The following is a 25104-nucleotide window of genomic DNA, read 5'->3' on the forward strand; positions in this document are numbered from 1 at the left end:
CGATGAATGACCTGACCCTGATCGCCGCCACCGGCGCGGAACTGCCCGCCCCCTTCAAGGGCCGCCACCTGATCGACGGCGCATGGCTGGGCAGCGCGGATGGCGCAACCTTTGACCGTATCTCGCCCGCGCATGGGGTGCTGGTCAGCCGTTCCGCCAAGGGCGGCGAGGCGGAAACCCTTGCGGCCATCGCCGCCGCCCGCGCCGCCTTTGACAAGGGCGATTGGGCGTTTTCATCGGGCAAGGACCGCGCCGCGATCCTGAACCGCGTGGCCGACCTGATCGACCGCGAGCGTGAGCGGATCGCCCGGATCGAGGTGCTGGAATCCGGCAAGCCCATCGCGCAGGCGAGGGGCGAGATCGAGGGCGCTGCCGATATCTGGCGCTATGCCGCCGCATTGGCGCGGATGATCCACGGCGACAGCGCGAATTCCTTGGGCGCCGACATGCTGGGGCTGGTGCTGAAGGAACCGATCGGCGTGGCGGCGATGATCACGCCGTGGAATTTCCCCTTCCTGATCGTCAGCCAGAAACTGCCCTTCGCGCTGGCCGCTGGCTGCACGGCGGTTGTCAAACCCTCGGAAATGACGCCCTCGACTACGGTCATCCTTGGCGAATTGCTGCAAGAGGCCGGTCTGCCTGCCGGGGTCTGCAATATCGTGCTGGGCTATGGCGATCCGGTGGGGGCGATCATGTCCAGCCATCCCGATGTGGATATGGTCAGCTTCACCGGCTCGACCGGGGTGGGCAAGCGCATCGTCGCGGCGGCCGCAGGCACGCTGAAAAAGGTGTCGCTGGAACTGGGGGGCAAGAACCCTCAGGTCATCTTCCCCGATGCCGATCTGGATGCGGCGGCGGATGCGATCACCTTTGGTATCTATTTCAACGCCGGTGAGTGCTGCAATTCCGGCAGCCGCATCATCGTGCATGAGGACGTGGCCGAGGCGCTGACCGCCCGCATCGCCGAACTGTCGCGCAAGGTGCCCTTCGGCGATCCGCTCAGCGATGCCACGCAGGTCGGCGCGATCATTTCCGATGATCATCTGGCCAAGATCGACGGCTATGTGAAGGGCGCGCAGGCGGCGGGGGCCAAGGTCGTCATCGGCGGCGGCGTGCTGGCCGTGCCGGCGATGGAGGCGGGGCGCTTCTATCAGCCGACCGTGGTCAGCGGCGTCACGCCCGACATGGCCATCGCGCGCGAGGAAGTCTTCGGCCCGGTCCTGTCGGTCCTGACCTTCCGCACCGAAGCCGAGGCGATCCAACTGGCCAATGACGCGTCCTTCGGCCTGTCCGCCGGCGTCTGGAGCCGCGATGTCCATACCTGCCTGAACTTTGCCCGCCGGGTGCGGGCGGGCACGGTCTGGACCAACACCTGGATGGACGGCTTTGCAGAACTGCCCTTTGGCGGCGTCAAGGAAAGCGGGTTGGGCCGGGAATTGGGCCGTTTCGGGATCGAGGAATATCTGGAACTGAAAACCGTGCAGATGCGTGTCGCCCGTGGCCGCAATAACTGGGTCCGGGGATGAAACCGGCCCGCGCCTTACCGGAAATCTGGCAAGGGGGGCAGCAGCACTTGCAGCTTGCCCGCATCCTCGCCCGCCATGGAACGCAGCAGCGTTTCGCCCATGGCGCGTCCGGTCAAGCGCAGATCCTCGTGGAAGGTGTCAAAGCGCGGGCGCATCAGGTCGATGACACGACCGGCGCGCTTGGCCACCACGTCGATGTCGCGGCCGACGACAAGACCCTGATCCTCGATGGCGGCCATGGCGATCATCGCCGCGATCTCGCCCACGCAGACGATGCCATCGGGCCGGTCGGGCTGGCTGATGCGGCGGTGCATCCAGGCCAGGGATTCATCCTGCGGGCTGTCCAGATGAATGTCGCCGGGGATCTCGCAATCGGCACCCGCCTTGCGCGCCGCATCGACAGCACCCCAACGCAGGTGCTGGGCAAAGGAATACTTGTCGGGCGGCAGCACGATCAGCAAGCGGCGGCGCCCCTTGGACAAAAGCCGCTCGACCGCCTGGCGGGCAAAAGCCTCGTTGTCGAAATCCACGAAAGGATGCGGGGTCGTGAATTCGGTGCGCCCGTGGCAGACAAAGGGAAAGCCCTGCTCGGTCAGAAAGCGGACACGGGGATCGAACAGCTCGGTCCGGTTGAAGATCACGCCGTCGCCCAAACGGCCCTCGACGATCTGACGGATGCTGGTCAGCCGGTCGCGTTCAAGGATGTCTGGAAACAGGGTCACGGAATAGCCGGTCCCGGCCAGCGCCTCGCTGAGGCCGCCAATCATCTCATGCGTGAAGCTGAGAAATTCGTGGTCGAGGTTCAGCAGCAGCTGCACGACCTTGGTGCGCCCGGTGCGCAGCCTTTGCGCCGCGCGGTCGGGCACATAGCCAAGGCGCGTCGCGGTTTCGGCCACCAGCGCGCGCGTGCTGGCGGCGATTCGCGGATCGTTGGACAGCGCCCGCGACACGGTTGTAACGGCCAGCCCCGTTTCCGCAGCGATCGTTCGCAGCGTGATCCGGGTTCGGGTCGCGGAAGGAAGGGACGCTTCGGGCAGGGTGGACCTCTGACTGGTTGCCGAATCGAGGTTACGTCAGGAATGTGCAACGATACAACAATTTTCCTTCGCCGCGGCGCAGCGACGGATAACCCTGCAATCATTAAACTTTCCGTGCTGCGATGGCGAAAAGTTTTTTGTTGACGAGTCGGTGGATTATAACGTTTTAATCTGGCATGCCCCGAGGAGACGGGGTTGATATAACCGGGAGGAGCAAGATGAAATTCTTCGGTAAGGCCGGCGTATCGGCCATGGCATTGACGATGGCCCTGGCCGCGACCGCGCAGGCAGAGGATGTCGAGGTGCTGCACTGGTGGACGGCCGGCGGCGAGGCAGCGGCGCTGAACGTGCTGAAAGACGACCTGCAAGCCCAGGGGATCGGCTGGCTGGATATGCCGGTGGCCGGCGGCGGCGGCGAAGCGGCGATGACCGCGCTGCGCGCCCGTGTCACGGCTGGCGATGCGCCGACCGCTGTGCAGATGCTGGGCTTTGACATTCTGGACTGGGCGAACCAGCCCGACGTTCTGGCCGATCTCAGCGCCGTCGCCACGGCCGAGAACTGGGATGCGGTGATCCCTGCGGCGATCCAGAAATTCAGCAAGCCGAACGGCACCTGGATCGCGGCGCCCGTGAACGTGCATTCGACCAACTGGGTCTGGGCCAACAAGGCCGTCCTGGACGAGCTGGGCATCGCCGAGCCGACCACCTGGGACGAATTCATCGCGGCCCTTCAGACGGCCAAGGATGCCGGCAAGGTCGCGTTGGCCCATGGCGGCCAGCCCTGGCAGGAGGCCACGATCTTTGACAGCGCCGTGCTGGCGACGGGTGGTGCCGAGTTCTATCAGAAGTCCATGATCGACCTCGACCCCGAGGCGCTTGGCAGCGAACAGATGGTGCAGGCCTTTGACAAGATGGCCCAGATGCGCAGCTTCGTGGACGACAACTTCTCGGGTCGCGACTGGAACCTGGCCTCGGCCATGGTGATCAATGGCGAGGCCGCCTTTCAGATCATGGGCGATTGGGCCAAGGGCGAGTTCATCAATGCCGGCAAGGTTCCGGGCACCGACTTCCTGTGCTTCCGCGTGCCGGGCACCGAAGGCAACGTGACCTTCAACAGCGACCAGTTCGTGATGTTCAAGCAGGCCGAAGATGCCGCCGCCACGGCGCAGAACGCCATGGCGACCGCGATTGAATCGCCGGCCTTCCAGATTGCCTTCAACAAGGTCAAGGGCTCGGTCCCGGCACGCACCGATGTGCCCAGCGACGAGTTCGACGATTGCGCCAAGAAGGGCATGGAACAGCTGGCCGCCGCCGCCGAGGCAGGCACGCTGCTGGGCTCGATGGGTCATGGCCATGCCAACCCGGCTGCCGTGAAGAACGCGATGTATGATGTCATCACCGCCCATTTCAACGGCGAATATGACAGCGCCACCGCCGCGGAAGAGCTGGTGGCCGCGGTCGAGGCCGCGCAGTAGACCCGACAAATCCGGGGTCGCCCAGGCGGCGACCCCGGAGCTTACCCTGCCCCTGACCGGAAGGCGCCGCGTGGCTTTGCCGCGCCGTAAACCTTCACCCATTGATGGGAGGCTTCAATGGCTACGGCTCGACAGACGGCCGATATCGACCTGCGCACGCGACTTCAGGACTGGCTGCCCAAACTGGTGCTGTCGCCCTCGGTCGCGGCGATCCTGGTCTTTGTCTATGGCTTCATCGCCTATACGATCTATCTGTCCTTCACGGGCAGCAAGATGCTGCCCAGCTATGATCTGGTGGGCTTCGACAATTACGCCACGCTGTTCGGCCTGTCGGCATGGAGCACGGCGCTGATCAACCTGTCGATCTTTGCCAGCCTTTACATCATCATCTGCATGGCCATCGGCCTGCTGCTGGCGATTTTTCTGGACCAGAAGATCCGGGGCGAGGGCCTGCTGCGCCCGATCTATCTGTATCCGATGGCCCTGTCCTTCATCGTGACCGGGACGGCGTGGAAATGGTTCCTGGACCCCGGCATCGGGCTGGAACACACCATGCATCTGTGGGGTTGGGAAAGCTTCAAGTTCGGCTGGATCAAGGATCGCAACATGGCGATCTATACGCTGGTGATTGCCGCCGTCTGGCAATCCTCGGGCTTCGTGATGGCGATGTTTCTGGCCGGCCTGCGCGGCATCGACAACGAGATGCTGAAGGCCGCGCAGATCGACGGCGCCTCGAACTGGCAGCTTTACCGGCGCATTGTCATTCCGCTGCTGCGGCCCGCCTTCATGTCGGCTTTCGTGATTTTGGCGCATCTGGCCATCAAATCCTATGACCTTGTGATCGCCCTGACCGGCGGCGGCCCCGGCCGCGCGACCGAGCTGCCGGCGACCTTCATGTATTCCTATACCTTCACCCGCAACCAGATGGGCGTGGGCGCATCCAGCGCCGTGATCATGCTGATGGGCGTGGCCGCGATCATGGTCCCCTACATCTATGCCGAACTGAAGGAGAAGAAGTGATGTCTGCTGCGACGCAAGACACGGCCGTCCGCACCGGCCGCATCACCCGGACCTTCATCTATGTGGTCCTCATCTTCTTTGCGCTGTTCTATCTGCTGCCCTTCTTCATCATGATGATCAACAGCCTTAAACCGCTGTCCGAGATCACTGCGGGCAATATGATGGCGCTGCCGAAGGAACCCACGCTGGCCCCCTGGGGCGCGGCATGGTCGACAGCCCAGATCGGGGTCGAGGCGACCGGGCTGAAGCCCTATTTCCTGAACTCGATCCTGATGGTCGTGCCGGCGGTTGCCATCTCGACCGTTCTGGGGGCGCTGAACGGCTATATCCTGACCAAGTGGCGCTTTCGCGGTGACACGGTGCTGTTCGGGCTGATGCTGTTTTCCTGCTTCATCCCCTTCCAGATCGTGCTGATCCCGATGGCGCGCATCCTTGGCATGCTGGGTCTTGCCGGTTCGGTGCAGGGGCTGATCCTTGTCCACGTCGTCTATGGCATCGGCTTCGCCACGCTGTATTTCCGCAACTACTATGCGGCTTTCCCGACCGAGCTGGTGAAATCCGCCATGATCGACGGCGCCGGTTTCTTCCGCATCTTCTGGCGGATCATGCTGCCGGTTTCCGGCCCGATTGCCGTTGTCTGCATCATCTGGCAGTTCACGAATATCTGGAACGACTTCCTGTTCGGCGTGTCCTTCGGCGGGCTGAACGCGCAGCCGGTAACCGTGGCGCTGAACAACCTCGTGCAGTCCTCAACCGGGGTCAAGGAGTACAACGTCCATTTCGCGGCCGCGATCCTGGCCGCCCTGCCCACCCTTCTCGTTTACATCGTCGCGGGCCGCTATTTCGTGCGCGGTCTGATGGCTGGCTCGGTCAAAGGATAATCTCATGAGCTTTCTCAACATCGACAATGTGACCAAATCCTATGGCAACGTCGAAGTGCTGCACCGCGTCGACATCGACGTGCAAGAGGGCGAGTTTCTGGTGCTGGTCGGCCCTTCGGGTTGCGGCAAATCCACGCTGCTGAACATGATCGCCGGTCTGGAAAACATCACCGGCGGCACCATCTCGATCAATAACCGGGTGGTGAACGACGTGCATCCGTCCAAGCGCAACATCGCGATGGTGTTCCAAAGCTATGCGCTGTACCCGAACATGACCGTCGGCCAGAACATGACCTTCGGGATGGAGATGCACGGCATTCCGAAACCCGAACGCGAACGCAAGCTGGCCGATGTGGCCAAGCTGTTGCAGATCACCCCCTTGCTGGACCGCAAGCCGGGCCAGTTGTCAGGCGGCCAGCGGCAGCGTGTGGCGATGGGCCGGGCATTGGTGCGCGATCCCGACGTGTTCCTGTTTGACGAGCCGCTGTCCAACCTGGACGCCAAGCTGCGCGTCGACATGCGCACGGAAATCAAGAAACTGCATCAGAAGCTGGGCACCACCATCGTCTATGTGACCCATGACCAGATCGAGGCGCTGACCCTGTCGACCCGCATCGCGGTGATGAACAAGGGCTATGTGCAGCAGCTGGGCACGCCCAAGGAAATCTATGACGACCCCGCAAACATGTTCGTGGCCAGCTTCATGGGCAGCCCGTCGATGAACCTGCTGCCCGCCAGGCTGGTCGAGGATAACGGCCAGCTTGCGGCCGAACTGACCGATGCCGGCGGCACGGGGCTGCGGCTGCGACTGTCGCAGGACGGGCAGGGCCTTCGGTCGCATCTGGGCAAGGATGTGATCCTTGGCGTCCGCCCCGAAGCGATCACCGATGCCGAAGGCGCCGACAAGCGCGCACAGAACCTGCAAATTCTGCGCAACGAGGTGTCGGTGACCGAGCCGGCAGGTTCGGATACCTTTGTCACCATGTCGCTGTCGGGCAAGGATTGCGTGGCCCGGATGCGCGCCGACGCCGAGGCGCGCCCGCATGAAGTGTTCGAGTTCACCGTGAACATGGACAAGGCCGTGCTGTTCGATCCGCAGACAGAAGAAAGGATCGACCGCTGATGCAGCCCGATGTGATCATCATTGGCTCGGGCATGGGCGGGGCGACTGTGGCGGCGGCGCTTGCCCCATCCGGTCGCCGCATCCTTGTGATCGAGCGTGGCGAAAGGCTGGCCGACAGCCCGGCCGCGCGCGATCCGGTGGCGATTTTTCGCGACGGCCGCTTTCGCCCGGATGAACAATGGCTGGACGGGCAAGGCCAGCCCTTCAACCCCGGCAATTACTATAATGTCGGCGGCAATACGAAATTCTACGGCGCGGTTCTGATCCGCTATCGCGCCGAGGATTTTCGCCCCATTACCCATCTGGGCGGCACCACGCCCGGCTGGCCCGTCACCTATGACGAGTTCGAGCCGTGGTACAGCCGCGCCGAGACGATGTTTCAGTTGCGCGGTCAGCTGGGCGAGGATCCGACCGAACCGCCGCATTCCGCCCCCTACCCGCATCCGCCCGTGCCCGACGAACCCGAGATCGCCGATCTGCGGAGGCGGTTGCAGTCGGTTGGGCTGCATCCGTCCAGCCTGCCGCTTGGTGTCGATATTGACCGCTGGCTGTCCCACGGCCAGACGCCATGGGACGCCTTCCCCAACACCACGGGCGGCAAGATGGATGCCGAGACGGTTTCGCTTGCCTTGGCATTGGAACGTTCTAATGTCGAATTGATGACGGGAACGCGGGTGGAAAGACTGGTGGCGGGCGATTCGGGGCAGATCACGGGCGTTGTCGTCACCCGCAATGGCACCACCCAGACGCTGAGCGCGCCGGTCGTTGTGCTTGCGGCAGGGGCGGTGAACTCGGCCGCGATCCTGCTTGGGTCGGCCGATGCCGCGCGGCCGGCGGGGCTGGCCAATGGCTCGGATCAGGTCGGGCGGAATTTCATGAACCACAACTGTTCTGCGGTGCTGGCGATCCATCCGTTCCGCAAGAACCGGACCGTCTATCAAAAGACCTTGCAGGTGAACGATTTCTATCTGTCGGGCGGCCCGGATGATCGGCCGCTTGGCAATATTCAGCTGCTGGGCCGCATATCGGGGCCGATCCTGTCGGCGACGGCGGGATTGCCCGGCTGGCTGGCGGGACCGATCGCGGACCGGGCCATTGACCTTTATGCCATGTCAGAGGATCTGCCCGATCCCGAAAGCCGCGTCAGCCTGAAGGACGGTCAGATCGTGCTGGACTGGAAGCGTTCCAACTGGGCCACGCATGAGGCGCTGGTGGCAAAGCTGAAACAGGTGCTGCGCAAGGCGGGCTTTCCCATCGTGCTGTCGAAACCCTTCGACCGCCGCACACCCTCGCATCAATGCGGCACGGCGCGGATGGGCAATGACCCGACGACAAGCGTGGTCGATACATGGGGCCAAAGCCACGATCATCCCAATCTGTTCATCGCGGATGCAGGCGTGCTGCCGACCTCGGCAGCGGTAAACCCGGCGCTGACGGTCGCGGCCCATGCGCTGCGCGTGGCCGACCGGATCGAGCGAAAGGTATGGCGATCATGACCAGGGTTGCGCTGATTACCGGCGGCCAGCAGGGCATCGGGCTGGGCATTGCACAGGCGCTGGCGGGCGCTGGTTTTACCCCGGTTATCGCGGCTGAACGCCCGGCGGATGACCCTGCCGTGGTGGCGGCGCTGGCATCGCTTGGCGCGGGCGCACGCTATTTCCGGCACGATCTGGCGCAGGTTGAAGCGGTTCCCGCGCTGCTGGACCGGATCGAGGGCGATCTGGGGCCGGTGACAACGCTGGTTCAGAATGCCGGCGTCCCGGCGCGCATCCGGGGCGACATGTTGGACCTGACGCCCGAGAATTTCGATTTCGCCACCGATATCAACCTGCGCGGCGCGTTCTTTCTGGCGCAGCAGGTGGCGCGGCGAATGATGGCTGCGCCAGCCAGTGCCTATCGCGCGATCATCTTCATCACCTCGGTCAGCGCCCAGATGGTTTCGGTCGAGAGGGCGGAATATTGCATATCGAAAGCCGCCGCCTCGATGATGGCACAGTTGTTTGCGGTGCGGCTGGCGGGCGAAGGCATCGGTGTGTTCGAACTGCGTCCCGGCATCATCCAGACCGCGATGACCGCCGGCGTTCAGGATAAATATACCGCGCTGATCGAAGGCGGGCTGGTTCCAGCTTCGCGTTGGGGTCAGCCGGCCGATATCGCGCAGGTCGTTGTGCCGCTGGCCGAGGGCCGCATGAGTTTTGCCAATGGCGCCGTGATCCCGGTGGATGGCGGCCTGTCCATTCCAAGGCTGTGAGGGGGCGATGACGCAGGATTACGATTTCATCATCATCGGTGGCGGCAGCGCGGGCTGTGTGCTGGCCGCGCGTCTGACGGAAAATCCCGATGCCCGCGTGCTGCTGTTGGAAGCCGGGGGCCGCGACTGGCATCCGTTCTACAAGATGCCCGCCGGTTTCGCGAAGATGACCAAGGGCATCGGCAGCTGGGGCTGGAACTCTGTCCCGCAGCGCCACATGAACGACATGGTGATCCGGTTCACGCAGGCACGGGTGCTGGGCGGCGGATCGTCGATCAATGCCCAGATCTATACCCGCGGCAACGCGCTGGATTATGACGAATGGCGGCAGATGGGCTGCACTGGCTGGTCCTATGAGGAGGTTCTGCCCTATTTCCGCAAATCCGAGGATAACGACACCTATAACGACCGCTATCATGGGCAGGGCGGCCCGCTTGGCGTGTCGAAGCCGGCGGCGCCTTTGCCGATCTGCGACGCCTATTTCCGCGCGGCGGGGCAGCTTGGCATCCCTTTCAACGCCGATATGACGGGCGAGACGCAGGACGGCGTGGGTTTTTATCAGCTGACCCAGAAGCATGCGCGGCGGTCATCAACCTCAGTCGCCTTTCTGGATCCGGCGCGAGGTCGGCCGAACCTCACCGTCCGGTCGGGCGCGCAGGTGCTTCGCATCGTGGTCGAGGGCGGGCGTGCCGTCGGCGTCGAACTGGCCAGCGGCAACGGGACAGAGATCATTCACGTCACCGCCGAGGTGCTGTTGTCATCGGGTGCCATCGGCTCGCCCCGGCTGCTGATGCTGTCGGGCATCGGGCCGGCGGATCACCTGGAATCGGTCGGCGTGCCGCTGTTGCTGGATCAGCCGGGTGTGGGGTCTGATCTGCAAGACCATCTGGACCTGTTCGTCATCGCCGAATGCAGCGGGCCATATACCTATGACCGCTATGCAAAGCCGTGGTGGTCGGCCGTCGCCGGGCTGCAATATCTGCTGACCCGCAAGGGGCCAGTGGCGTCCAGCCTGTTTGAAACCGGCGGATTCTGGTATGCCGAAAAAGACGCGCGTTCGCCCGACATTCAGTTCCACCTTGGCCTTGGCTCGGGGATCGAGGCCGGGGTTGCCGCGATGCCCAATGGCGGGGTCACGCTGAACTCTGCCTATTTGCGGCCCCGGTCGCGCGGCACGGTGCGGCTGGCCAGTGCCGACCCCAAGGCCGCGCCGCTGATCGACCCGAATTACTGGGCCGATCCGCATGATCGCGAAATGTCGATCCGCGGGCTTAAAATGGCGCAAGAGATCATGCAGCAGGATGCACTGAAGCCGATGGTCCTGCGCGAGGTGCTGCCCGGCCCTGATGTGCGGACCGATCAGGATTATTTCGACTATGCCTGCCGCAACGCCAAGACCGACCATCACCCGGCTGGCACCTGCCGCATGGGCAGCGATGAAAGCTCGGTTCTGGACACGCGCCTGCGCCTGCGCGGGATCGAGGGGCTGCGCGTCGTCGATGCCTCGGTCATGCCGCGTCTGGTTTCGTCAAATACCAATGCGCCCACGATCATGATCGCGGAAAAGGCCGCCGACATGATCCGCGCCGATAACGGAGTATGACCCGATGATCCGCCATATCGTCCTGATCCGATTTCGCGCCGACGTGACCGACGCGCAGATCGGCGCGATCTTTTCCCAGTTGGACGGCATTCGGGCGGTGCTGCCCGGAATGGGCCGCTTTTTCGCCGGGCGCAGCGAAAGCCCCGAACAGATAGAGCGCGGCTTCCTGCACGGTTTCACCGTCGATTTCGACAGCTGGGACGCGCTGGCCGCCTATCAGGAACATGCCGAACATCGCCGCGTCGGCGACCAGATCGTTGCCGCAGCCGAAGGCGGGATGGATGGCATCCTTGTCTTTGATCTTCCCGTTGAAGGAACTGACCCATGCTGAACTTGCCGACCTATGAAGGAAAACTGGAACCCTATGCGCTGACAGGCCAGCCGCTGACGCCGCGCGCGCCCCGCGTGCCCCTGACCCGCACCGCCTTTGCCGCCGCCCATGTGGTCAGCGACCCGCTGGCCGAACGCGATCCATGGGTCGGGCGCCCTTCCGTGGATTGGGATAACACCCTTGGTTTTCGCAACTGGCTGTGGGACCAGGGGCTGGGTCTGGCCGAGGCGATGGATACCGCGCAGCGCGGCATGGGCGTCGACTGGCTGACCGCGAAGGAACTGATCGAGCGCACCATGGCCGACGCCAAGGTCCACCCGCTGAAACCGCGCGTGGCCTGTGGTGCGGGCACCGACCACAAGGCGCTGGACGAATTGCGCGACGAGGGTGCGATCATCGCCGCCTATGAAACCCAGATGCAGGCGATCGAGGCCGCCGGCGGGCAGATCATCCTGATGGCCACCCGCGCCCTGCCGGCCATCGGCGCCAGGGCCGATACCTATGCCCGCGTCTATGACCGGCTGTTGTCGCAGGCCAGCCAGCCGGTCATTCTGCATTGGCTGGGCGACATGTTCGATCCGGCGCTGAAGGGTTACTGGGGCAGCACTGATGTGGCCGCCGCATCCGATGCGGTTCTGGCGATCATCAACGCCAACAAGGCCAGGGTCGACGGTATCAAGATCTCGCTTCTGGATCAGGCGCATGAGGAGAGCTTCCGGGCCCGCCTGCCCGAGGGGGTGCGGCTGTATACCGGCGACGATTTCAACTATGCCGCCCTGATCGAGGGCGACGGCACGCATTTTTCGCATGCTTTGCTGGGCGCGTTCACGGCGATTGCCCCGGCTGCCTCGCAGGCGCTGGAGGCGCTGGCACAAGGCGACCTTGGAACGTATCACCAGCTTCTGGCCCCGACGGTCCCCCTGTCGCGAGAGATTTTCAAGGCCCCGACCCGGTTCTACAAGGCCGGAATCGCCTTTCTGGCGTGGCTGAACGGCGCGCAAACGCATTTCATCATGCCGGGGGGCTTCCAGTCCTCGCGTGAAATCACCCATTATGCGCAGGTCTATCGGCTGGCGGATCAGGCGCGGGTGCTGTCGCGCCCGGATCTGGCCGAAAGGCGCATGGGCCAGCTGCTGGCCCTGCACGGCATTGGTGAGGGATAAAGGAACACAATGGCACGACGCCCGACGATCCTGGACGTAGCGGCCCATGCGGGGGTGTCGAAATCCACCGTTTCGCTGGTTCTGAAGAACAGCCCCCAGATCAAGCCCGAAACGACCGATCAGGTGCGCCGATCCATGCAGGCGGTGGGTTATGTCTATAACCGGGCGGCGGCCAATCTGCGATCCAGCACCACGGGGCTGGTCGGGCTGGTCATCAACGACTTGCGCAACCCGTTCTTCACGGAATTTGCAGCCTCGTTCCAGATGTCGCTGTTCTCGCGCGGCTATGCCACGGTGATCTCGAATTCGGGCGAGGAACCCGAGGTGCAGGCAAAGATCATCACCTCGATGATCGAACACGGCGTTTCGGCGCTGGTCATCTCGCCCAGCTATGGCGATGTGACCGCGACCTTCGCCCAGATCGCCACGGCCGGGTTGCCGACCTTGCAGGTGCTGCGTCAGGTCAGCCCCGATACCGGGCAATTCCCCTTTGCCTCGTTCGACTATGGCGATGGCGGTTTGCAGGCCGCCCGTCATCTGGTTCAGACCGGCGCACGGCGCATCGCCTTTGTCGGTGGCCTGCCGGGCCGCCCGATCACCGCCGAGCGGATGCAGGGCTATCTGGACGAGATGCGCCGCATCGGCGCCCAGCCCATTGTGCTGTATGGGCGGCCATCGCGACATAACGGGGCGGCACTGGCCGCCGAGCTTCTGCGCGAACATCCCGATGTCGATGCGGTGATCTGTTTCAACGACCTCGTCTCGCTTGGGATGATGTCGCATCTGGCGCGAACAGGGATCCGGCCGGGTCGCGACATCCGCATCGTCGGCTTTGACGATATCGAGGAAAGCGCGCAGACATGGCCGCCGCTCAGTTCAGTCGCCTGTGACATCACCAGCTTCGGCGAAAAAACCGCGGCGGCGCTGCTGGACTGGCTGACCAAGGGCAAGAAACCACCGCCCGTCCATCGCGAGCCCGTGCGCCTGATCGTGCGCGCGTCAAGTTCAGGAGAAACCGCATGACGACCCTGCCTGCCCTGCTGCTGCGCCAGATGTTCGACCGTGCGGTTCAGGTTGCCGATCCGATGCGCAGCCTTGCCGATTTCCTGCCGCCGCGCCCGCCGGGCCGGGTATTCGTCACCGGCGCCGGCAAGGCCAGCGCCCGCATGGCCGAGGCGGTCGAGGCCGTCTGGGGTCCTTGCGAAGGGCTGGTGATCACCCGCTATGGCTATGCCCGCCCAACAACCGGGATCGAGATCGTCGAGGCCGCCCATCCCGTGCCCGATCAGGCCGGGGTTCAGGCGACCGACCGGATCATTGCCCATCTGTCAGCGCTGGATCAGGACGATTTCGTTCTGGCGCTGATTTCGGGCGGGGCCTCGGCCCTTTTATGCGCGCCGGCGGGCCAGATCACATTGGCCGAAAAACAGGCCGTGAATGCCGCGCTGCTGGCCTCGGGTGCGCCGATTGGCGAGATGAACGTGGTCCGAAAGAACCTCAGCCGGGTCAAGGGTGGCAGGCTGGCGGCGGCGGCCCATCCGGCGCGCATGCTGAGCCTGATGATCTCGGACGTGCCGGGGGACGATCCCTCGCTGATCGGGTCTGGGCCGACCGTGGGCGATACGCGCGGCCCCGATGCGGCGCGGGCGATCCTTGATCGCTGGCAGATTCCCCTGCCCGATTCCGTGCGCGCGGTGCTGCACCAGCCCGGCAGCGTGATTGCGCCCGATGATGCCCGCCTGTCCCAGGTAGAAAACGTGATCTATGCCGCCCCCGCCATGTCGCTGGAGGCCGCCGCCGAACTGGCCCGGCAACAGGGCTTCGCGGTCGATATCCTGGGCGACGCGCTGGAAGGCGAGGCCCGCGATGTCGCGACCGCCCATGCCGCGCTGGCCCGTGCGGCGACGGGGCCGCGCATTCTGCTGTCGGGAGGCGAGTTGACGGTGACCCGGCGTGGCGGCGGCATTGGCGGGCCGAACGCGGAATATGCGCTGGCGCTGGCCATCGCGCTGGACGGGTCACCGGGCATTCACGCCATCGCCTGCGACACGGATGGCGTCGATGGCGCCGCCGAGGTCGCCGGCGCGCTGATCGGCCCGGATACGCTGACGCTGGCGGCGAAGGCCGGTCGTGATCCTGCGGCGGCGCTGCGCGACAATGATGCGCACAGCTTCTTTGCCGCCATCGACAGGCAGGTCGTCACCGGACCGACCCTGACCAATGTGAACGATTTCCGCGCGATCCTGATCGAGGGCTAGGCTTCAGACCACAGGATGACGCGCCCCGCTGTCAGGGGTGTGCGCATGCGCGAAACCGGTCCTGGCAATTCCGAAACGGAATGGGCGGCGCATTCGACGCCGCCCATCTGCTTTGGCCTGGGGCCCTGGACCGATGCGCCCTTGAATGATCAGCGACTGTTGGCTTTGCGCCATGCCGTGAATTCCGGCGCAAATTCGGGCTTGGTCTGCGGGTAAAGGCCGATGATCGGCGTGCCGGCCTTGACCTTCTCGATGACGAAATCCTCATAGGCGGTCATTTCGACTGCCTCATCGGCAACCTCGTCGGCCATATCGGCGGGGATCACGATGACGCAATCCGCGTCGCCAACGATGATGTCGCCTGGAAAGACCGGCGCATCGCCGCAGCCGATGGGTTCGTTAAGCGCGATGGCCTCGTTATTGGTCAGGTTCGTGGGGCTGGAAGGCCGGGTGTGATAGGCCGGCATCTCCAGTTCCGCAATGGTCGCCGCATCACGAAAGCCGCCATCGGTGACCACACCTGCGCCGCCACGCACCATCAGCCGCGTGATCAGGATATCGCCGGCCGAGGCCGCGATGGCCTGCTTGCGGCTATCCATCACCAGAACCGCCCCCGGCGGGCAGGTTTCAATCGCGACGCGCTGTGGATGGTCGGCATTGCGAAACACCGTCATCGGGTTGCGGTCCTCGCGCGCCGGGATATAGCGCAGGGTGAAGGCCGGGCCGACCATGTTCCTGCCCTTCCAGCCGACCGGATGAACGCCCTGAATGACCTGGTTGCGCAGGCCGCGCTTGAACATGACACTGCACAGCGTCGCGACCGACACGCCCATCAGCTTTTCGCGGGTGGCATCATTCATTCTCAGGCTCCTTGCAGGTCATCAGGCAGCACGCCTTCGGGAATGTTCTGGAAGCTGACCGGCCGCAGGAAGCGGCGGATCGCCAGCGTGCCGACAGATGTGGCGCCGAAATTGGTGCTGGCCGGATACGGGCCGCCATGGACCATGGCATCGGCCACCTCGACACCCGTGGGGAAGCCATTGGCCAGAACGCGACCCGCCTTGCGTTCCAGAATCGGCAGCAGCCGCCGGGCCTCGGGCGCGTCCTCGGCATCCATATGAATCGTCGCGGTCAGCTGACCTTCGAAACCCTTGGCCAGATGCTCCATATCGTCGGTGCCGTTTACGCGGATCACCAAGCCAAGCGGGCCGAACACCTCTTCGCCAAGCGCATGATCCTGAAGATAGGTCGCGGCGTCGGTTTCATAGAGGTTCGGATTCGCCTCGCGCCCCGTGCTTTCGGTCGACAGAACCGGGGTCACGCTGTTGCGGCCCTCGAACCGGGCCTGACCGTCGCGATAGGCCTTGGCGATGCCGTTGGTCAGCATGACCTGCGGGCCCACAGCGGCAAGCGCATCCTTGGCCGCCGCGACAAAGGCATCACCATCCGCGCCGGTTTCAATGACCGCGATGCCGGGATTGGTGCAGAACTGGCCTGCGCCCATGGTCAGCGACCCGGCCCAGCCCTTGCCGATTTCGGCCCCGCGCGCCTTTGCCGCATGAGGCAGGATGAACATCGGATTCACGCTGCCCAGTTCCCCAAAGAAGGGGATCGGCTCGGGCCGCGCGGCGCACAGGTCGAACAGCGCCCGCCCGCCACCAAGGCTGCCGGTAAAGCCCACCGCCTTGATCAGCGGATGCTGGACGAGGCTGGTGCCCACATCGCGCTTGCCGCCCTGGATCAGGCTGAACACGCCCTTGGGCATGCCGGTCTTTTCGATGGCGGCATGGATCGCCTCGGCAATGATTTCGCCAGTGCCGGGATGGGCGCTGTGGCCCTTGACCACCACCGGGCAACCGGCGGCAAGTGCAGCCGCCGTGTCGCCGCCGGCGGTCGAAAACGCCAGCGGAAAGTTCGAGGCGCCAAACACCGCGACCGGGCCGATGGGCCGCTGGATCACCCGAAGATCGGGGCGCGGCAGCGGCTGGCGGTCGGGCAGGGCGACATCATGGCGACGGTCCAGATAGGCGCCGTCGCGGATATGCGACGCAAACAGGCGCAGCTGGCCCGTGGTGCGGCCACGCTCGCCCTGCAAGCGGGCCTCGGGCAAACCGGTTTCCTGGCTGCCGATCTGGGTGATCGCCTTGGCGCGGGCCTCGATCTCATCGGCGATGGCGTCAAGGAAGACGGCGCGATCCTCGCGCGAGGTATAGGCATAGGTCCAGAAGGCCTCTTCCGCCGCCTCGCAGGCGCGGTTCACCAGATCGACGGTGCCAACGCTGAACTGATGCACGGGCCCATGGGCCGGCTCGGACGGGAAGGTCTGATCCGACCCGACCCATTCACCGGCGATCAGGTGCTTGCCGTGGGGGGTAAAGCTCATGGGAATGTCCTTTCAGATCAGTTTGTTCGCGACCATGAAGGCACGCATCTGCGCCTGCTGCGCATCGGTCAGCGGCCAGGCCGAGGGCGGCCGTGTCGGCCCGCAATCCATTCCCAATGCCTGAAGTGCCGCCTTGACGCCAGTGACATTGGTGCCGTTCAGCTCTTCTGCGCGGATATCTTCGAAAGCGCGCATCTGGGCGATCAGGCGACGTGCTTCGGCATAATCGCCGGCATCCAGCGCGGCATGAATGGCGACGGAACGTTCCGGCCAGACATTGATCAGACCCGACGTGAACCCCCGCGCGCCAACGGCATAAAGCGCGGGCGCCCAGACCTCGGCCAGACCGCAGACCCAGGTGATCGAGGGATCGCAGGCGGCAATTGCATCGGCCAGCTTCATGGGATTGGGCGTGGCCCATTTCACGCCCTTGACGCCCGGAACCTCGCACAGGGCCTGAATGCCCTTGGTGCCGATGGCGTCGTTGCGCAGATACAGCATGATCGGCAGGCCGGACGCATCCGAGACCGCCTTGACATAATCAACCGTGCCGCGCGGGGCGACAAAGGGGTCGGGCGGCTGATGGATCATCAGCGCCGCCGCGCCAGCATCAGCCGATGCCCGCGCCAGCCGCACCGCGTCACGGATACCACGCCCCACGCCGGCCAGCAGCGGTGCACGGCCGCCAATCATCGCGGCCGTCTCGGCCACCATGGCGCAGGCTTCGTCGGTCGTCAGCGCATAAAATTCGCCGGTATTGCCGTTCACCACCGGCATATGAACGCCTGCCGCGATGGCGCGGTCGATGATCGGCACCAGTTTAGCGGGCGCGATTTCGCCGGCTTCGTCGTAAGGGGTCACCAGAATGCCGGAAATTCCCGACAGCGCCTTGTCCAGATCGTGAGCCATAAGTCCTCTCAGAAAATATCGGGTTCGCCGGCGGCACGACCGAAGCCGCGTTCCAGAAAGTCGAAGTCGCAGCCCTTGTCGGCCTGGGTGACGTGGCGCGAGAACATATAGCCCCAGCCCCGTTCATAGCGCGGTTCCGGCGGGGTCCATGCGGCGCGGCGGCGGGCGATTTCTTCGTCGTCGACCAGCATATCCAACCGGCGATTGGGCAGGTCCAGCCGCACGATGTCGCCGTTTTTCAGCAGCGCCAGCGGCCCGCCGATAAAGCTTTCCGGTGCGACATGCAGCACGCAGGCACCGTAAGACGTGCCCGACATCCGCGCATCGGAAATGCGCAGCATGTCGCGGTGCCCCTGCTTGATCAGCGCCTTGGGAATGGGCAGCATCCCCCATTCGGGAAAGCCCGGCCCGCCCAAGGGGCCGGCATTGCGCAGAACCATGACATGATCGGGCGTGATGTCCAGATTCTCGTCGTCCACGGCCTTTTTCATCTCGGGATAGCTGTCAAAAACCAGCGCCGGACCTTCGTGGACATGGTATTTCGGATCGCAGGCGGCAGGCTTGATGACCGCGCCATCCGGGCACAGGTTGCCGCGCAGCAGTGCCAGCGAACCCTCGGCATAGACCGGGTTCGACAGCGGCCGGATCACGTCATCATTATAGACGACAGCGCCCTCGATCCCTTCGCCCAGGGTCTTTCCGGTGACGGTCAGCGCCGACAGGTCCAGCCGTTCGGTCAGCTGGGTCATCAACGCGCGCAGACCGCCGGCATAGAAGAAATCTTCCATCAGATAATCTTTGCCCGACGGGCGAACGTTGCAGATCATCGGCGTTTCGCGGCCAAGTGCATCCAGCTGGTCCAGCGTCAGATCGACGCCTGCACGCCGCGCCATGGCAATCAGATGAACAACGGCATTGGTCGAACAACCGGTAGCCATCGCGACGATGGCCGCGTTGCGAACTGATGCGGGGTTGACGATCTGATCGGGCGTCAGCCCTTCCCAGACCATGTCCACAATCCGACGACCGCATTCGCTGCCCATGCGCTGATGGCCCGCATCTGCTGCGGGAATCGAGGACGCGCCCGGCAGCGACAGGCCCAAAGCCTCGGTGATCGAGGTCATGGTGCTGGCCGTGCCCATGGTCATGCAGGTGCCGACCGATCGGGCGATGCCACCCTGGATACCCAGCCATTCTTCATCCGTAATATTGCCGGCGCGGCGTTCGTCCCAGTATTTCCAGGCGTCCGAACCAGAACCCAGGATCTTGCCCGCGTAATGGCCGCGCAGCATCGGCCCGGCCGGCAGGAAAATCATCGGCACGCCCGCCGTGATCGCACCCATGACCAGACCTGGCGTCGTCTTGTCGCAACCGCCCATCAGCACCACACCATCCAGCGGGTGCGAACGGATCATCTCTTCCGTCTCCATCGCCAGCATGTTGCGATAGATCATCGAGGTCGGCTTGGTAAAGCTTTCATCCACCGACAGGGCCGGCATCTCGACCGGGAAACCGCCCGCCGCCAGCACGCCGCGCTTCACATCCTTGACCCGTTCCGGGAAGTGGCCGTGGCACGAGTTCAGCTCTGACCAGGTGTTCAGGATGCCGATGATCGGCTTTCCCAGAAATTCTTCTTCGGCATAGCCCAGCTGCATCATGCGCGAGCGGTGGCCGAAGCTGCGCAGATCGTCAGGGGCGAACCAGCGCGCGCTGCGCAGCTGATCGGGGGTCAGACGGGAATCCTTGGGCACCGAGTCCTCCAACGGCAAGACGTTCTTGCAGTTAATGTATTCGTATACATTCCGAGTCGTCAAGTTGGTTTCCCACGAAATATCCGTCGAAATGCGAATATATTAGAAAGGTTGACAGGTTGATGCGATTCGTGCTGATTATTTTATGTATGCGAATACATTGCCCCATAGCGGGCGTGAACCATGATCTGACGATGTGAATGGCGCCCCCGATGGGGCAAGGGAGGAAAGATGAAACTGAACCGCAGAACTGTTATGGCTGCCGCTGCTTCGGTGGCGATTCTGGCCCAACCAATGATGGCCGCCGCGCAAGACCTGCCGCGCAATGTGCGCATGGTCATCGGCTCGACCTCGACCGGGGGCGATACCTATCAGGCCGCCTCGATCGTGGCTGATGCGCTGTCCAAGCAATTGGGTATCAATATCAAGGTCGATGCGGTCGGCCCGTCAGAAGGCTTCAAGGCGCTGGGCCGGGACAAGCGCGGCACCACGATCATGCTGTTCCACGACCACGCCTATCTGGGCAATCTGTATGGCATCGCCGGAAATCCCGATCCGTTCGATGGCTATCTGGTCGGCCCGACCCTGACCATCAATCCCGGCAATGCCTATCTGGTGGCCAAAAACTCGCCCTATCAGACCATGGACGACATCCTGACGGCCGCCGCCAATGGCGAACGCATCCGCGTGGCGATCCAGCCCGGCGGCGTGTCGGAAATCGGCTTCACCGCCATGCGCAACGCCGCGCGCGTTCGCGCACCGGGATCCGAGGAAAACATCGTTCCGGTCAATACCGGCTCGCAGGCCGACAAGAACCAGGCCATGTTCGACGGGCTGGCCGATGTCATCAACGGCTCGATCCAGGCGAATGAACAGTTCACCGCCCTGCCCGAAAACGACCAGAAGGCCATGCGCTTTGTCTGGCTGACCGCGACGCCCGAAACCTTGCAGAAAAGCCCCGAGGCCGGCATGGGCGCGCTGAGCCGCGACGACATGCTGCAATATGCCTCGCCCCAGACCTCGGTTACGCTGGACGGCACCACCGACTTCACCTTTGATAAGGAATTTTTCCTGATCTATAACAAGGACATGAAGCCCGAGATGATGCAGGCCATCGACGAAGGGCTGGCCGCCGTATTCGCGCAGGACGAGCTGAACGCACGCCTGCTGGAGGCCTTCTTCATTCCCGACTTTCAACCGATGGCCGAGGGTTCCGCGCATCTGATGAAAAAGCGCGACACCTATCGCGAAGTCATCGACGCGCTGAAGTAAGCCACTTTCCGACGACGGGGCGGGCGGCGTGATCCGCCACCGCCCGACCCCATTCGTCACCGCGATCCGCTGTTGGAGGAGGGCGCACGCATGGCCGACCTGTTCAAGGTCTCTATCGACTTCGAAACCTCGCATCTGATCTTTCCCCGGCTGATCATCGCGATCCTGCTGGTGCTGGGCACGATCATCGTGATCCGCAACCGACAGGCCATCGCCGGATCGGGCGCGATGTGGGCCGAAACCCTGCGGCGCATGGACAAGCCGCGTTTTCTGGGAACGATCGCCCTGACCGTCATCTATTTCCTGCTGATGGTGCCTGTGGGTGACATCTGGCCGAATACCGGGCTGGGCTTTCTGATCTGCTCCATCCCCTTCGTTGCGCTGATCGGCGTGCTGTACATGCATGAACGCAGCCTGCGCAGCATGATCCCGATGCTGATCGTCGCCGTGGTCGCCCCTGCGATCGTCTGGTGGCTGTTCACCTATGTCTTCGCACTGACGCTGCCGTAAGGGGTTTGACGATGCCTATCCTAGAGTTTCTGACGCCGATGTATGTGTTCCTGATTTTGGCGGGCACGCTGGTCGGCATCATCTTCGGCGCGATTCCCGGCATGACCGCCACCATGGCCGTCGCCGTCTGTCTGCCGCTGACCTATTCGCTGGGCCTGGATAACGGGCTGGCGCTGTTGCTGGGCCTGTATGTGGGCGGTATCTCTGGCGGGCTGGTGCCTGCAATCCTGCTGGGCATTCCAGGCACGCCATCATCCATCACCACGACATTCGACGGCTATCCCATGGCACAGCGCGGCGAGGGCGAAAAGGCGCTGCGAATCGGCATCGTTTCGTCGCTGGTCGGCGGGCTGATCTCGTTGGCCGCGCTGTTCTTTTTCGCGCCGGCGCTGGCCGAGTTCGCGATCAAGTTTTCCTATGTCGAGAAATTCCTGATCATCTTTTTCGCCCTGACCGTCATGGCCGCCCTGTCCGAGGATATGCTGCTGGGCATCTTTTCAGGCTTTCTGGGCATCTTCATCAGCCTGATCGGTGTCTATGACGTGACCGATGGCGGCAATGGCGAATACCGGCTGATCCCGCCGGGACTGGAATATTGGCTTGATTACGGCTTTTCGCTGCTGCCGGTGCTGATCGGCCTGTTCGGGCTGGCCACCATTCTTGAAGCGGCCGAGGTCGGCATGCCCAAGGGCCAGTCGCTGAAGGACATCAAGGTCGGTGCGCATTCGCGCTTTTCCTGGGGCGTGTTCAAGGGCCAGGTGACCAATCTGGTCCGGTCCTCGGGGATCGGCACATTCGTGGGCATCCTGCCCGGTGTGGGCGGATCGGCGGCCTCGATCCTGTCCTATACGGCGGCAAAGACCAGTTCGAAGAACCCCGAAAGCTTTGGCAAGGGCAATCCGGCCGGAATCATTGCGTCCGAGTCCGGCAATAACGGCCTGACCGGCGGGGCCATGGTGCCGCTGCTGTCGCTGGGGATTCCGGGCGACGCGACCACCGCGCTGCTGATCGGGGCGTTTACCTTGCAGGGCGTTCAGGTCGGCCCGCTGTTCATCGGCAACAACCCGGCGACCTGGGATTCGATGATCATCGCCATGCTGCTGGCCAATATCGCGATGTTCATCATGATGTATTTCGCGATCCGCTGGCTGGCTATGGTCGTGGCCGTGCCCAAGCACATCCTGTTTCCGGTGATCCTGATGATGTGCGTGATCGGCGCCTATACGATCAATTACGGCATCATGTTCGACGTCTGGACGCTGCTGATCTTTGGCATCTTCGGCTGGCTTGCGACAAAGCTGCGGCTAGAGGTGGCGCCGTTCATCATCGGCTTCATCCTTGGACCCTCGGCCGAGATCTATTTCATCAAAAGCCTGGAAAGTTTTGGCACGCTGACGATCTTCTTCACCAAAAGCTGGATCGCGATGCTGCTTTGGGCGTTGATCCTGGGATCGGTCATCGGGTCGATCATGCTGGCACGGCGCAAGGCAGCGCTGGAACTGGCACAGGCGCAGGCGCAGGCCGAACCCTGATCGCAAGGCTTGCACATGACACGGCTTCGCAGGGATAAGGCGTTCATGGACGAGCCAGACAAAACCAGAAAGCGCCGCGGCCCGTTACCGGGTGGCGGCGCTGTGACGATGACGACCGTGGGGCGCATGGCCGGCGTGTCGCAGGTGACCGTATCGCGGGCGCTGTCGGACCCCTCGAAAGTGTCGCCCGAAACGCTGGCCCGCATCCGCGAGGCCATCAGGACCACGGGCTTTGTGCCCAATGCGCTGGCGGGCGCGCTGGCCTCGCGCAAAAGCAATTTGATCGCGGCACTGGTGCCGTCTTTCACGAATATCGTCTATTCCAGCCTGCTGCATGGCTTTTCCGAGATCATGCGCCAGAATGGCTATCAGATCATGCTGTCGGAAACCGGACATGATTCCGAACGCGAACATTCACTGATCGAGACCCATCTGAGCCGCCGCCCGGATGGGGTGCTGCTGACAGGTGTGCATCATTCGCCCGGCGCGCGGCGGATGTTGATCGGGTCGGGCATCCCGGTGGTCGAGGTCTGGGACATCAGCGAGACGCCGATTGATTGCTGTGTCGGGTTTTCCCATGCGGCAACCGGGCGCGAGGCGGCGGAATTTGCCGTGGCCGCCGGCTATGGTCGGGCGGCCACGGTGACGGCCAATGACGCGCGGGCCCGCCGCCGGCGCGATGCCTTTGTCCGGCGCTTCCAGGAATTGACCGGAACCGAGGTGCTGACAATGGACTACGCACCGGGCACGGCCACCTTGGGGCATGGCCGCGCGGCACTGTGTGATCTGGTCGATCACCAGGGCTTCATGAATGGCGTGGTGTTTTGCAGTTCGGACCAATATGCCCATGGCCTGCTGACCGAGGCGGCCGCGCGCGGGCTTGCGGTGCCCCGGCAGATCGCGGTGATCGGCTTTGGCGATCAGGATTTCGCCGCCAATACCTATCCGGCGCTGACCACGGTTCGTGTCGATCGCGGTGCCCTGGGCGAGGCCGCGGCCGGCGCAATGCTAAGCCGCTTTCGCGACGAACCCCTGCCCGACAGCGTGATCGACGTTGGATTTCAGCTGATCCGGCGCGAATCGGCCTGACGGCAAATGCCGGCATTTGCGCCGATAGGTTGCAAACTTATTGACCGTCTCTGCTGCACTTTTGTGGATTTAGGCAAACTTGCCTAGGCAAAGCCACGCATTTACCGGCGCATGACCCGAACCTAGATTTACCATCATAAAGGATAGATCTCGAAGGGCGCGCAGCGGTGCCACCGCTTTGACCGCCGCCCCGGCAGGATCGACGGGGTTTGTAACGAGTGCTGTTTTACCCGCAACGATAATCCCATACCCACCTGACTGACCGTCGGAACAGGTTCCCTTATGCCCGTTCCGGCGGTTTCTTTTGACGGGCAACCACAGCGGTCAGTCGGTGCGGGGCGCCGCCGGCAGATCATCCAGCCGCAGCGCCAGGTCGATCAGTTCGGCGACCGAGCCGACCTCCATCTTTTCCAGAATCCGGGCGCGGTGATGGTCGACGGTGCGCGGGCTGATGACCAGCGCCCGCGCGATGCCCTTGCTGGACACATCCGAAGGGTTGGCCAGCATGTGATCGACGATCTCGCGTTCGCGGGGCGTCAGCCGCTTGAACCGTGACTGCGTGTCGCGATTGCGCCGGACCGTCAGCATCTGCGCCTCGGCCGAATCCAGCGCCGATCTGATCCGCTCGATCAGGTCGGCTTGCCGAAAGGGCTTTTCCAGGAAATCCACCGCGCCGCCCTTGATTGCCTGCACCGATTCCGGCACGCCACCATGGCCGGTGATGAAGATGATCGGTAAAAGATGGCCCTGGCGGTTCAGGTGCTTTTGCAATTCCAGGCCCGTCATGCCGGGCAGGCCCTGATCCAGGATCAGGCAGCCGAAGGGATTGCCGTCATAGCCATCCAGAAACGCGGTCGCGGATTCGAAGGTCTCGACCAGATAGCCCCGGACCTTCAATGCCCGCGACAGCGACGACCGGATATCGGGATCGTCGTCGACGATAAAGACCGTCGGGTCCGCAGGGGGGTGGTTATCCTTTGCCATTGTCGG

The 25104-nt window shown here is 63.6% G+C and carries 22 protein-coding genes; 16 read left to right on the forward strand and 6 right to left on the reverse strand.

The genetic code is table 11. The features are described 5' to 3' along the window. Positions 1-2 precede the first annotated feature (2 nt). Positions 3-1526, forward strand: coding sequence for an aldehyde dehydrogenase family protein (locus tag FNJ84_RS03775; protein ID WP_143791640.1), 1524 nt, complete (start codon positions 3-5; stop codon positions 1524-1526). Between the two features lie 14 nt (positions 1527-1540). Here FNJ84_RS03775 and FNJ84_RS03780 read toward each other — a convergent pair whose 3' ends face one another. Beyond that, a complete protein-coding gene (locus FNJ84_RS03780) occupies positions 1541-2563 on the reverse strand; it encodes a LacI family transcriptional regulator (protein WP_143791642.1) in 1023 nt (340 codons plus the stop codon). Between the two features lie 218 nt (positions 2564-2781). On the opposite strand from FNJ84_RS03780, the gene FNJ84_RS03785 reads away from it, so the two are divergent. The 11 genes from FNJ84_RS03785 (at position 2782) to FNJ84_RS03835 (ending at position 14668) form a co-directional block, all read left to right on the forward strand. Then, positions 2782-4038, forward strand: coding sequence for an ABC transporter substrate-binding protein (locus FNJ84_RS03785; RefSeq protein ID WP_143791644.1), 1257 nt, complete (start codon positions 2782-2784; stop codon positions 4036-4038). 117 nt (positions 4039-4155) lie between these two features. Next, complete coding sequence (locus FNJ84_RS03790; protein WP_143791646.1) at positions 4156-5058, forward strand: carbohydrate ABC transporter permease; 903 nt, start codon at positions 4156-4158, stop codon at positions 5056-5058. Further along, a complete protein-coding gene (locus FNJ84_RS03795; RefSeq protein WP_143791649.1) occupies positions 5058-5939 on the forward strand; it encodes a carbohydrate ABC transporter permease in 882 nt (293 codons plus the stop codon). Before FNJ84_RS03790 ends, FNJ84_RS03795 begins: the two co-directional genes overlap by 1 nt. 4 nt (positions 5940-5943) lie before the next feature. Beyond that, complete coding sequence (locus FNJ84_RS03800) at positions 5944-7062, forward strand: ABC transporter ATP-binding protein (protein ID WP_143791651.1); 1119 nt, start codon at positions 5944-5946, stop codon at positions 7060-7062. Further along, the gene (locus FNJ84_RS03805) at positions 7062-8558 is read left to right on the forward strand and encodes a GMC family oxidoreductase (protein ID WP_143791653.1); all 1497 of its coding nucleotides are present in this window, start codon (positions 7062-7064) and stop codon (positions 8556-8558) included. Before FNJ84_RS03800 ends, FNJ84_RS03805 begins: the two co-directional genes overlap by 1 nt. Next, positions 8555-9313, forward strand: coding sequence for a 3-ketoacyl-ACP reductase (locus tag FNJ84_RS03810; RefSeq protein WP_143791655.1), 759 nt, complete (start codon positions 8555-8557; stop codon positions 9311-9313). Before FNJ84_RS03805 ends, FNJ84_RS03810 begins: the two co-directional genes overlap by 4 nt. A gap of 7 nt (positions 9314-9320) precedes the next feature. Next, positions 9321-10916 carry a GMC family oxidoreductase gene (locus FNJ84_RS03815; protein ID WP_143791657.1) on the forward strand — a complete coding sequence of 532 codons (1596 nt, stop codon included), beginning with the start codon at positions 9321-9323 and terminating at the stop codon, positions 10914-10916. 4 nt (positions 10917-10920) lie between these two features. Next, on the forward strand, positions 10921-11247 hold the full coding sequence (locus FNJ84_RS03820; RefSeq protein WP_143791659.1) for a Dabb family protein: 327 nt from the start codon (positions 10921-10923) through the stop codon (positions 11245-11247). Next, positions 11241-12410, forward strand: coding sequence for a dihydrodipicolinate synthase family protein (locus tag FNJ84_RS03825; RefSeq protein ID WP_143791662.1), 1170 nt, complete (start codon positions 11241-11243; stop codon positions 12408-12410). Before FNJ84_RS03820 ends, FNJ84_RS03825 begins: the two co-directional genes overlap by 7 nt. Positions 12411-12419: 9 nt before the next feature. Then, positions 12420-13433 carry a LacI family DNA-binding transcriptional regulator gene (locus FNJ84_RS03830; RefSeq protein WP_143791664.1) on the forward strand — a complete coding sequence of 338 codons (1014 nt, stop codon included), beginning with the start codon at positions 12420-12422 and terminating at the stop codon, positions 13431-13433. Next, positions 13430-14668 carry a glycerate kinase gene (locus FNJ84_RS03835; RefSeq protein WP_143791666.1) on the forward strand — a complete coding sequence of 413 codons (1239 nt, stop codon included), beginning with the start codon at positions 13430-13432 and terminating at the stop codon, positions 14666-14668. The genes FNJ84_RS03830 and FNJ84_RS03835 overlap by 4 nt, the downstream gene beginning before the upstream one ends. 149 nt (positions 14669-14817) lie before the next feature. Here FNJ84_RS03835 and FNJ84_RS03840 read toward each other — a convergent pair whose 3' ends face one another. The 4 genes from FNJ84_RS03840 to araD are packed head-to-tail and all read right to left on the reverse strand — an operon-like array spanning position 14818 to position 19711. Then, a complete protein-coding gene (locus FNJ84_RS03840) occupies positions 14818-15528 on the reverse strand; it encodes a ribonuclease activity regulator RraA (RefSeq protein ID WP_143791668.1) in 711 nt (236 codons plus the stop codon). Between the two features lie 2 nt (positions 15529-15530). Beyond that, entirely contained in the window at positions 15531-17051 is a 1521-nt protein-coding gene (locus FNJ84_RS03845) for an aldehyde dehydrogenase (NADP(+)) (protein WP_143791670.1), read from the reverse strand. Positions 17052-17063: 12 nt separating this feature from the next. Next, a complete protein-coding gene (locus FNJ84_RS03850) occupies positions 17064-17960 on the reverse strand; it encodes a dihydrodipicolinate synthase family protein (protein ID WP_143791672.1) in 897 nt (298 codons plus the stop codon). An 8-nt stretch (positions 17961-17968) separates the two neighbouring features. Next, entirely contained in the window at positions 17969-19711 is a 1743-nt protein-coding gene (araD, locus tag FNJ84_RS03855) for an L-arabinonate dehydratase (protein WP_143791674.1), read from the reverse strand. A gap of 231 nt (positions 19712-19942) precedes the next feature. On the opposite strand from araD, the gene FNJ84_RS03860 reads away from it, so the two are divergent. The 4 genes from FNJ84_RS03860 to FNJ84_RS03875 all read left to right on the forward strand — a co-directional run bounded on the left by FNJ84_RS03860 (position 19943) and on the right by FNJ84_RS03875 (position 24114). Continuing rightward, a complete protein-coding gene (locus FNJ84_RS03860; protein ID WP_143791676.1) occupies positions 19943-20983 on the forward strand; it encodes an ABC transporter substrate-binding protein in 1041 nt (346 codons plus the stop codon). Between the two features lie 90 nt (positions 20984-21073). Then, complete coding sequence (locus tag FNJ84_RS03865; RefSeq protein WP_143791679.1) at positions 21074-21493, forward strand: tripartite tricarboxylate transporter TctB family protein; 420 nt, start codon at positions 21074-21076, stop codon at positions 21491-21493. An 11-nt stretch (positions 21494-21504) separates the two neighbouring features. Beyond that, positions 21505-23025, forward strand: coding sequence for a tripartite tricarboxylate transporter permease (locus tag FNJ84_RS03870; protein ID WP_143791681.1), 1521 nt, complete (start codon positions 21505-21507; stop codon positions 23023-23025). Positions 23026-23070: 45 nt separating this feature from the next. Next, positions 23071-24114 (forward strand): LacI family DNA-binding transcriptional regulator, encoded by a 1044-nt coding sequence (locus tag FNJ84_RS03875; protein WP_255471026.1) that lies wholly within the window; start codon positions 23071-23073, stop codon positions 24112-24114. A gap of 324 nt (positions 24115-24438) precedes the next feature. Here the strand turns inward: FNJ84_RS03875 and FNJ84_RS03880 are convergent, their stop codons facing one another. Then, on the reverse strand, positions 24439-25098 hold the full coding sequence (locus FNJ84_RS03880) for a response regulator transcription factor (RefSeq protein ID WP_143791683.1): 660 nt from the start codon (positions 25096-25098) through the stop codon (positions 24439-24441). Positions 25099-25104 lie beyond the last annotated feature (6 nt).

This window comes from Paracoccus sp. M683 (assembly GCF_007096355.1).
Classification (GTDB): Bacteria; Pseudomonadota; Alphaproteobacteria; order Rhodobacterales; family Rhodobacteraceae; genus Paracoccus.